This window comes from candidate division KSB1 bacterium (assembly GCA_022566355.1).
GTDB lineage: Bacteria > Zhuqueibacterota > JdFR-76 > JdFR-76 > DREG01 > JADFJB01.
The window spans coordinates 26,065-35,028 of sequence record JADFJB010000040.1 but is presented as its reverse complement, the minus strand read 5'-3'; the positions used below and the strand labels follow the sequence as shown (position 1 = coordinate 35,028).

Below are 8,964 nucleotides of genomic sequence, written 5' to 3'. Positions count from 1 at the left end.
GAATTCGCCAGGTTCTTATGGGTATTGATCTGTAACACTCTATAAAATAAAGAGATAGGATTAAAACGCTATAAAAGGAGTGAGGTTAGGAAAAAGTGAATAAGTGTCTCAACACGTTACACTGGCGCTTCTTCAAGCACATATCCAACCTGTTTTAATCTCGGAATCTGAATCAAGCACGGAAGTGGTTGTTTGGCGTAGGTTTTAGTATGAGATATACTGTAAAAGTTCAGCATAAATCCATTGTTGTCTTAACATGTGACAGTTTCTTGAAAACTATGACAATTTCTTTGTTTGACTTTTTCAAGCTATTTGTTTTCAGTTTTCTGTCGATATTAGCCATGCACAATAAGGATGTGTGGGAGGTAAAGCGAATTTATGCATTCTTGGCGTAACATGAAGCGAATTCAAAATAATAATCTCGCAAGCTTGTTCCTGGCGGAGCCTGACCTGCCTGCAGCCTCAGGTGTTCAGGAACTCAAATCAAATCATATGTACCGGATTTGGCAATGACCCGAATGCAAAATCAAAAAAAATATTTTAAGTATTTGAATTAATAAAAGCGGCAAAAAATACCTAATAACCTAGAAACGGAATTAGTCAATTTCTTTAGTATCGTTAAATACTATATCGTTTATAATTAATAAGATAGGATGGATGTTATGTTCAATAGGTGCAGATTCATATCACGGAGTGAAGTGTCTCACCAGGCAACACTATTATTATTTTTAAGCATATATTTATGTATATTTCACTAATTCTGATTTAGGTGTAGCCACGTTATCAAAAAAATTGAATGACCAGCACGGACCATATGAGCCGCATGGTTTAAATGAAAAGCAAAAAAACATTAAATCAAGAAATAAGCAGCACGTTGCCACTTGCGGTATCCACGATTGCAATTACAAGAATTTACTCGGCAAAGTAGTTCATTAAAAAGAAAGGAGCTTTCATGCTATCAAATCCCAAAAGTTATCAATCGTTAAGTTCGCCGGGGTTCAATCGAATTCGTCATTCGCGGGTATTCAGGCAAATGCTTTGCTCGCCTTTTCCGGCCAAAAACACATTCCTTCTCATCGCCATAATTTGCATTGTCGCTCTTCCTGCTTCAGCCCAAAAACCCGACACCCTGTTCTCTACCAAATCCCCCTTTGAAGAAGCTGGTGGCTTCTTTGGTTTTTCGGTCTCGGGCGCCGGGGATGTCAATATGGATGGCAAAGCCGATGTCATCGTCGGCGCTCGGAATGAAGACCCCGGCAGCAGCCCTTCTGGTGCCGGCCGGGCCTATGTCTTTAGCGGCGCCACCGGCGACACCCTGTTTTCGCTCAAATCCCCCTTTGAAGAATTTGGTGGCTTCTTTGGTATTTCGGTATCGGGCGCCGGGGATGTGAATATGGATGGCAAAGCCGATGTCATCGTCGGCGCTTCCTCTGAAGACCCCGGCAGCAGCCCAAATAATGCCGGTCGGGCCTATGTCTTTGAGTTTCCGTTGTTTACCCCAGCCTCTGCGCAAGAAGGTGTCTGTTACGCCTCTACCGGCCGCCAAGATGGCGGGAGACTCCTGACCATTAATCCCGCAACCGGCGTTGGCTCCCTGGTCGGCGATATTCTAGATTTTTTCACCGCGATCAGTGTTGACAGAGTACCGGGCCTGGCGATTAATTCGGCTGGCGAAATGTTTGGGTCAACACACGGACCCGGAACAGTTGCTCCAAGTTTCCTTCTGCGCATAGATGCCGCGACCGGGGAATCGGACACGGTTGGTGCCATTGGATTTGATAATCTTGAAGGCATCGCCTTTGATGCGAATGACGTCTTATTTGGCACCACCTTTACAGGTGATTTGCTCACCATCGACACGGGCACCGGTGCGGGAACTTCTTTAGGAGGCCTTGGGGTAAGCGGTTTACAAGGCCTGGCGTTTGATCCGACCGACGGCACGTTATACGCGTCAGGTGGGGGTGCCTCAGCTGGGGGGTCCGCGGCAGGTGACCTGTTTACGATCGATACCAGCCTTGTCACTGCTACTTTCGTTGGCACGGTGGCTGGTGGTACTTCAATTCCGGACATTCATTTCGATCCTGCTGGCAATCTCTTTGGCGCCAAGAGCGGCGGCGGTGCTGGCGGTACACCTGGAACCAGCACTTTACTGGCGATTGACAAGGGCACAGGCTTAGGCACGCCGATCGGGTCGATTAGTTTTAGCTCCGTCAGTGGCATGGCACAGTTAAGAGTTGCCGACCTGGAAATCAGCAAGTCCAACGACACCATGGCAATGGTGACCGTTGATTCCACCTTCCAGTGGAGCAATACGGTTACGAATAACGGCTCGGCGGATGCTACCTTCGCCGATGGTGATACGATCGTGACGGATAACCTGCCCAACGGTAATGTGACCTACGCTAACGTCACGGAAGGGAACTTCACCAACATAACAAACAGTGTAAGCATTAGCTGTAGCATAGATGGTTCACAAAATCTCACCTGTACCGCCGACGGCGGGGATGTGACGATAGGCGCGACCACAGGCGAGTTCAAAGTGACCTACGATGTGACGCCGAGTGCATCCCCGGATACATTGATCAACCCGAGGACCGGCGGTATCTGCGAAGTGGATCCCAACAACGATGTTACGGAAAGTGATGAGACCAACAACACCTGCGGACCGGATACGGTGATTGTTAAGGGTGCAGATCCACAGCTATTCTCAAAGACAGCCTCGGATACGGTCGTAGTCGAAGGAGATACGATTACCTACACGATCATAGTCAAGAATGTCGGCCTTGCAGCGGGCGTAGGTGTTGTGGTTTCGGATTTAATACCGGCCGGCCTTACCTATGTGCCTGAAAGTATCACCCATAATGACACAGTAAGAACGGATGCTGCCGCTGATGACAATGCCGATTTTGGCTTTACGGCGGGTAACACGGTAACGGTAAATATCGGCGCTATGGCTCCTGCACAACAAGACACCATTACCTTCAAAGTTGAAGTAGATGCCACGGTGAACGGATCGATCATCAAAAACACGGCGACAGTTGCTGCCGACCAGGATAACGATCCGAGCAATAATAGCGCATCCGTTGATGTAAATGTAGGGGTGATTATCAATGATGAGATTTTTCCAGGACAACAGTTGGTATTTTGGAACTTTAATCTGAAGCAATTCTCGTTTGAATTGAAGGTGACTAACAATTCTACGGACACGCTTTGTGCCCCGATTACTGTTGAATTTGACACGATCTTTACGGTTCCTTCAACTATGCCAACTAGTGTAACGGTGGCTAACGCTGATGGCGGTGGCACCGGAATCGGCGCTTTTTTTGATTACAGCAATTCACTTGGGGGAGACCATCGGTTGGATCCGGGTGAAATGTCAACGTTTAAATTGTGGATATTCAACGATCCGGATTCAATTGATTTCTTTTTCGAAGCCAATGTGTCTGGCATCGTAAAGCCCGGACCCGGCGGTCTGTCCCCGGTTGCGAAAACCACCAGCGCTAAACCTGAGCCATTAAGGTTTTATGTGAATATTAAGGATCAGACTCTTGAGTTAATAACCGGCATAACGGATGTGGAGGAGCCAACTCCTGAGGAAGGGACCAACATACCAACCGAATTTGCACTACAGCAGAATTACCCGAATCCATTCAACCCGGAAACCACGATTCGCTATCAGTTGCCCCAGGTTTCAGATGTGAACTTGATGATCTACAATGTACAAGGCCAGCTTGTGCGCAGGTTGGTTAGTGATGAGAAACAGGCTGGCTTCCACGAGATCGTCTGGGATGCCCGGGATGATGCCGGTAAAAGCTTGCCGAGTGGTTTGTATTTGTATCGTATTCAGGCCGGCGCTTTTATGGAAGTGAAGAAGTTGATGTTGTTGAGGTAGAGGCTAGAGGATAGAGGCTAGAGGCTAGGAAAAAGCACAAAGGCACAGAGGCACAAAGTAACAAAGATAAAATATACTTCAAGTGATTCTAATAATTTGTCGCTCTCGATCTGCTAAAATATTATAATGGTGACTTCTACCGCCGATCTTTTATTGCTAGTATGTATTATAATTCCCCTCTTGAGAGGCTGCGTCCTGAGCTCGACGAAGGGGAAAGAAAATCCCGTCCGGTATAATTATCAAATAAATTAAAGCCATTATATTATCCTACCGATTTATTTATTAACCTGGATAATTCATAGCCACCAAGACTCAAAGACACAAAGCTTTAAAAAATAAAGGTTAAGAAAGATTGATTTTTTATATTGACCGAAAATTGGTTCATAATAATATTCTTTATAACTTTAATATTCTTAGTGACTTAGAGTCTTTGTGGCAAAAATTCATGAATAGTGCAGGTTAACAGTTTTTTATTATTATTAAATCAACAAACTCAGAAAAAAAGATGTAATGAAAATTTTAATTGCAGAAGATAATAAACAAAGTGCTACGACTATTATGTTCGTCTTACAGGCTGCCGGATATGATGTCATCCTTGCTCAAAACGGCAATGAAGCATGGCAGAATCTTCAACATGAAAGTGCCCCTAAACTGGTTATCCTCGACTGGATGATACCGGGTATGAGTGGCATTGATGTTCTCTGAAAACTCAGAGGAAAAGAAACTAACGAAAATACCCGTACTTGTGTCATTATGTTAACTGTTAAATCAAACCAAGAAGATAAACAAACAGCACGGGAGGCTGGAGTTGATTATTATCTAACCAAATCCTATTTAAAGAGTGACCTTATAAAGCTAATTAAGCTAGCAGAAAAAATACTTAGCAAAGGGCAGCCGTTGGAAAACGATTCTCGAGCTATTGAATTCGAAACAAAAATTCAGTCAAATACCTCTTAGAACCGATTTAGCCTTGCTTATAAGGTGTTGTTTTTATTTCAAAGTGAATAGTTTGAAAATCGTGCAACCATGCCCCTACTTTATTTGGATGAATAGATAATTTTTTATAATTGTGGTTGTATTTTTGAAGAAAGTGTTTTCCGTAAAATTCATAGTTCTTGTCAAAGCTTACGCCGGATAAATGTTTGATCATGATTAATCTCTTTATTTCGATAATCAAGATACAAAAGAGGCTGCTAATTAAATTAGAGGAGTGTTGTAATGATTGCAATTACAGGCATGCATAGAAGCGGTACAAGCTGTATTGTCGGGCTCCTCGGCCAATGTGGGTACTCTTACGGCCAAGCCCAAGAGCTTTTGAACGGGAATGAACCGCAACTAGATAACAAAAGGGGGCATTTTGAGAATTACAAAGCTGTATTAATTAATGACATGCTGCTTCATTATTCCGGAGGATCATGGTTAAATCCTCCTTCGCAAGCAGATATTCTAAAAAACGGTACCTTGTTTGAGGCTCTTTTCAACGATTTTTCTCATAAATTTCAAGGTCATATTGTTAAAGATCCAAGAATCTGCCTTACTGCAGAACTATGGGAAAAATACTGTCCTTCTCTTGAGGCCATTGTTCTCTGTCTACGAAACCCTTTAGGGGTTGCCGAATCTTTAAAGACCAGAAATAAATTTAGTATAGACCACGGCTTGGGTCTTTGGTGTGAATATAATGCCCGGCTGCTTCAATCGATAAGGCGTATCCCATTAGTGGTGGTTGATTACGACCGTCTAAAAGATGATACGGAGAGGGAACTGCATGCTTGTTTACAAGCCTTGGGTTCTCCTCTTTCCTTTATCGAAATGGAAACCAGAATTAAAGGGTTTTATGAAAGAGATTTAAACCATGACCCTTCATCTAAAGAGGATTTTTTGGCTTTGCCTGAAGTAGTAAAAAGGTTATACACTATTCTTAAATCTAAAGCAAATTCCAAGGAAGGGGTGTTATGCAGTTAGTTTCTGTTGCAAGGAATTAAGTTTATTGTGCCATATGGCACAAATATCGGGATGGGTAATTCATTTTTTGAAATTATGATGATAGTATTAAACTTGTTGAATGATTCCAAAATAATGTGCGTTTTAGAATAAACATAAATGAATTGGCAAATCCCGATTATAAATGTCATTTGGTTGCAATTGAGTTAATGACCCAAGGAATAAATCACAAAATCATTTTATAAGCATCAATTGTTTAGTATAATTCTTTCATAGCTGTTTTCTCGAACTTGGTTGGTATTTTGTTAATGTTATAACTAAATATAAAACAATAGCTTGTAAAAGAAAACAGCTTTTTTTATGAATTATTCAGGTTAATTACTTATACTCTGAATCATGAGACGCTTAATATTTATCCCGTTGTTTTCCGCAACCATTGTCGCACTGGGATTGCTTTTTCTTGCGGTACCAAATTTTGAGTTAGTGACCTTTACCTGTTTTTTGGCCGGATACTTATTAGGCGCCAGAGATGGTGTCGCCGCTGCGGCATTGGGAGAGGGTCTTTATTCATTTTTAAATCCAATGGGAGCTGCTGCCTTGCCATTATTGATTGCACAGATATTAGGTATGTCTTTGGCTGCTTTCATAGGGAGTTTAACTGCAGAAAATTTACGCAGGTTTTACAGATTTTTCAAAATGGATCAATCCAATATATCGATCTGGAAATCTTCGTTGTTATTTGGAATTTTAGGATTACTTTTAACATTGATATTTGATTTGCTCACCACGGCTAGTTTTCTAATATTTGCAGGATTATCGATGAAGAAATTTGTTGCCAGCCTGGTTTTTGGATTATACTTTTATCTTCTTCATATCGGATCTAATGCCGTCATTTTTGCGGTACTTCTTCCTATCGCTATTCCAAGGTTGGAGAATTGGTTACTTCTTGCTCAAAGGAAGCGGGGATGATAGTAAAAGGAAGAATTTGTGCTTTTATTTTACCGATAGTCATTGCTTCTATTGCTAATTTTCATTCTCCTCTTCTTGCTTTTCAGGTAAAAGATTTACCCCTGGATTCTCTCGAATCTGCTGAAGTCATCTCGCCAGATACATTGCAATCGGATTTTTCGATTGAGTTGGATGAATTTCTAACTTTCCAGGATCACGATTTGAGCACTTGGATACAGCAATTCCCGCATGTTTGGATTTCAAGGTCATCCCAAGTAGGGCATCCCCATCAAGTACAAATATTAGGTCGACCAGTGTGGATGAGTGAGATTCGGTGGCTGGGAATGAGCATGAACGATCCTGTTTATGGTTTGCTCGATCTAAATTTTTTACCTTTAATTACGATGACAAAGTTAGAATTGCGAAATTCAAGCATAAACATTCTACCTTTGGAAGTTCTTTCAACTGAACCGTTTTCTCAAGTATATTACCGCCAGGGAAAAAACAATGAAAGTGAAGTGGATGTACTATTTCAGCGAGGAATTGGAAAACATGGCTCTTTTCATGTGGGAGGTACGTTCTTTGGATTCGATGGACGTCTTGCAAACAGTGCAGTAGACAACGAAAAGTTTCGAGCCCAGCTGCATTTCCAACTTTGGAAAAAATACAAACTAACTTATCGTATTTTGACAAACCGATATAAAGCTAATTATCCCGGCAATATTTACGAAAATTCAGTCATTCAATTCAGTAGCCTTCGTAGAAAAGTCCGACGAACCGATCATTTTTTAAAGATCGATTTTCCTGATTCAGGGAAATGGGTTAAAAGTGTTACGACAGAATATCACAGTGATAGAAGGAACTATACGGGAAGTTCCATAGGAATAAACACCGAGGACATAACCAGGTGGGGGAAAGTGACTGGTTTGTTTTCACATCAATCTGAAAAGTCAATTTCAAAAATTAGCTTCAATTTCATGGGTACGGGAGCATCATCACTCGGATTCGATAGTTTTCATGAATTTCCGGTTGGCATCAGCATATCAAGCTATCGTAAAATCCGAAAAGACATTTTTGCTTTGGTGGATTTTGATTATACTTATCATGATAAATCCTGGCAATCACGCAAATTTAATTTAGCTTTCGAGAAAGAATTTAGTGCATTTACTTCTGCTAAACTGGTTGTATTTGACAATTCAACCGTTCCACCTTTAGGCTGGCGTAATGGCAAGCTGCTGCCATTTGAAAATCAACCATGGCCACTTCTTTTTTCAACCATTGATAAAGCATTCACCGTTCAAGTTAAGCCGAATGAATCGGTTGGCAACAGGGGTGTCCGTTTGCAGTTTTCTTGGAACTATAAAAAACGAACCCAGATTTTTGCAGATCTTTACTACCAGCATACACGAAACCTTGTGTTTCCAGCCATTGCAGATTCAACAACGAAAATGATGATTTCGCCAAATTTTAATTCTTTAGGTTTGTTTATAAAAGCTCAGACAAGTCTGGGTAAAGCGATGAAGTTCTCTGGTAGATACCAATTCTCACATTACTCTAACCTTACTTCGCCTGAATTAAATGAAATTCCAAATCATCAATTCTGGTTGCAATTTCATATGAACAAAATTTTATTTAATGGGAACTTAGATGCACACCTTTTTTTAACAGGTGAGTTTTTAGGTAGTAGGTATAGTTATGGTTACCCACAAGATTTTGGGCTAAATAAATTTTTAATAGACGATGTTCTGCTAATTCACGCTAAATTCATGTTTCACATAGGCGATGCGCGGATCTTTTTCCAATGGCAGAATCTTTCCGATCAAATCTATACATACCGCATCTTACAGGATCAACCCGGCAGGAATTTTCAGTATGGTGTAATTTGGACTTTTTGGAATTAAATAGCTTAGATTCCTATTTGCAAAACGGTTGAAAAAATTTGAAATATCGAACATTTCTGTCCTCTAATATTTTATTCTGTTTTATAAGTTTAATGTTTTAAACACAACTATAAATTTTCCATCAAAAATGTAGAATTTTTTACTTGACTTTTTGAAAATGACCCACTATATTTTGAGCCTCTTAATCTAAATAATCAATATATAGTATTAATCAACCTTCAAAACTTTAACCAAAATTTTTATAATAAATTAAATATCAATGCCATACGTAGTTATGGTTTC

At 40.9% G+C, this 8,964-nt stretch carries 6 protein-coding genes; 5 read left to right on the top strand and 1 reads right to left on the bottom strand.

Annotated features, from left to right (window positions below):
- Positions 1–952: 952 nt before the first annotated feature.
- A complete protein-coding gene (locus IIC38_09060) occupies positions 953–3,892 on the top strand; it encodes an FG-GAP repeat protein (protein ID MCH8126096.1) in 2,940 nt (979 codons plus the stop codon).
- 510 nt (positions 3,893–4,402) lie between these two features.
- Positions 4,403–4,597: a response regulator gene (locus tag IIC38_09055; GenBank protein ID MCH8126095.1), complete on the top strand. Its 195-nt coding sequence runs from the start codon at positions 4,403–4,405 to the stop codon at positions 4,595–4,597.
- 259 nt (positions 4,598–4,856) lie between these two features.
- On the opposite strand, the gene IIC38_09050 is transcribed toward IIC38_09055, so the two are convergent.
- Entirely contained in the window at positions 4,857–5,042 is a 186-nt protein-coding gene (locus IIC38_09050) for a hypothetical protein (protein MCH8126094.1), read from the bottom strand.
- Positions 5,043–5,110: 68 nt separating this feature from the next.
- Between IIC38_09050 and IIC38_09045 the strand changes: the two genes are divergently transcribed.
- The 3 genes from IIC38_09045 to IIC38_09035 all read left to right on the top strand — a co-directional run bounded on the left by IIC38_09045 (position 5,111) and on the right by IIC38_09035 (position 8,682).
- The gene (locus tag IIC38_09045) at positions 5,111–5,854 is read left to right on the top strand and encodes a hypothetical protein (GenBank protein MCH8126093.1); all 744 of its coding nucleotides are present in this window, start codon (positions 5,111–5,113) and stop codon (positions 5,852–5,854) included.
- Positions 5,855–6,229: 375 nt separating this feature from the next.
- Entirely contained in the window at positions 6,230–6,802 is a 573-nt protein-coding gene (locus IIC38_09040; GenBank protein ID MCH8126092.1) for a hypothetical protein, read from the top strand.
- Complete coding sequence (locus tag IIC38_09035) at positions 6,799–8,682, top strand: hypothetical protein (protein MCH8126091.1); 1,884 nt, start codon at positions 6,799–6,801, stop codon at positions 8,680–8,682. The genes IIC38_09040 and IIC38_09035 overlap by 4 nt, the downstream gene beginning before the upstream one ends.
- The last annotated feature ends 282 nt before the right edge of the window (positions 8,683–8,964 follow it).

Excerpts from the sequence above, each read along its gene's own strand:
- IIC38_09050 (MCH8126094.1), bottom strand. The coding sequence starts at position 5,042 with ATGATCAAACATTTATCCGGCGTAAGCTTTGACAAGAACTATGAATTT.
- IIC38_09055 (MCH8126095.1), top strand. The coding sequence starts at position 4,403 with ATGAAAATTTTAATTGCAGAAGATAATAAACAAAGTGCTACGACTATT.
- IIC38_09045 (MCH8126093.1), top strand. The coding sequence starts at position 5,111 with ATGATTGCAATTACAGGCATGCATAGAAGCGGTACAAGCTGTATTGTC.
- IIC38_09035 (MCH8126091.1), top strand. The coding sequence starts at position 6,799 with ATGATAGTAAAAGGAAGAATTTGTGCTTTTATTTTACCGATAGTCATT.
- IIC38_09040 (MCH8126092.1), top strand. The coding sequence starts at position 6,230 with ATGAGACGCTTAATATTTATCCCGTTGTTTTCCGCAACCATTGTCGCA.
- IIC38_09060 (MCH8126096.1), top strand. The coding sequence starts at position 953 with ATGCTATCAAATCCCAAAAGTTATCAATCGTTAAGTTCGCCGGGGTTC.